General features: G+C 70.1%; 1 protein-coding gene. It reads right to left on the reverse strand.

The genetic code is table 11. The annotated features are described in order from the left end of the window. Nucleotides 1–1,102 (reverse strand): ISAs1 family transposase (locus tag ACZ4SA_RS36995; RefSeq protein WP_468283283.1); only part of this gene is annotated, 1,102 nt, incomplete at both ends.

Raw genomic sequence — 1,102 nt, forward strand, 5'->3', positions numbered from 1 at the left:
TCGAAAGGGCGGAGAGACATCTCGCGGAGTGCGGCGGCGATGTTGGTGTGGCCGGCAGCACGGAGCTGGTTGATCGCGAAGCTGCGGAGGGTCGCCATGTTCTCCGGTCCGTGTCCGGTGCGGACCTTGGAGGCGTCCTCGCGGAAGGCGGTGTCCCGCACGAAGTGGAGCCTGTTTTCAATCACCCACTGTGACCTGACGATCTTCGCGATTCGCTCAGGGGATGCTTGCCTGCTGGTCAGGTCGGTGATGACGTAGACGGTCTCGCGGGTGCGCTTGCCGGTCTTGGCCGAGGTGCGATGCCGCACGATTTTCGCGACCTGGGTGGCGTGCGGGAAGTCGACGCCGAGGTCGGTGACGGTCAGGGTCTGCACCACGCGGGTCTCCAGGCGTCCGTGGCCGGTGGACCGGTCGTAGAACTTCGCCGTCGCCTCGCCCCAGGGCAGGGTCCGTAGCTGTTCGTACAGGCCCTTCTGGTTCTTCTTCACGGTGAACGCGTAGTGCGCCTTCTTGGTCTCCACCAGGAAGCGGGCGTGGTCACGCTGAGTGTGGAGAGCGTCGGCGGTCACCGTCACCCCGGTCAGGTCGTAGGGCGCCAACAGGGCGGCGAAGCAGGTGATTTCATTCGTCTTGTCCGGCACCCGCAGCTGGGTGACGGTCTGGCCGCTGCCGGTCATGGCGGCCAGCAGGTGGGCGGCCGGGGTGGTGTTGTGGCGCGAGCCGCGGGCGCTCTTGCCGTCCACGGCCAGGGTGTCGGCCCCGGCCGGGTCGCAGCCCAGCAGGTCGGCGAGCCCGCCGGGACAGGTGCGCTGCACGACCCGGCGGATCGTCGCGCCGCTGGGCGCGATGCGCACGGCGAACGCCGTGGCGGTGCGGGCCCCGAGCCGGGCGAGGGCGTCCTGTGGCGCCTCTGCGGCCCACTGCCCGATGGCCGCGAAGGACTTCGCTCCGGCGACCACCGCCGAGCAGGCCGCCAGCATGACGGCCACGAAGGGGTGACGCTTCCCGCGCCGGCACCGCGGATCGGCCAGTGTCCGCAGCCGCAGCGCCAGCGGGCCGATCGCACGGTGCTGACGGCTGGGCGACTTGATCAGACAGACGG

The organism is Streptomyces sp. NPDC027962 (genome assembly GCF_055566095.1).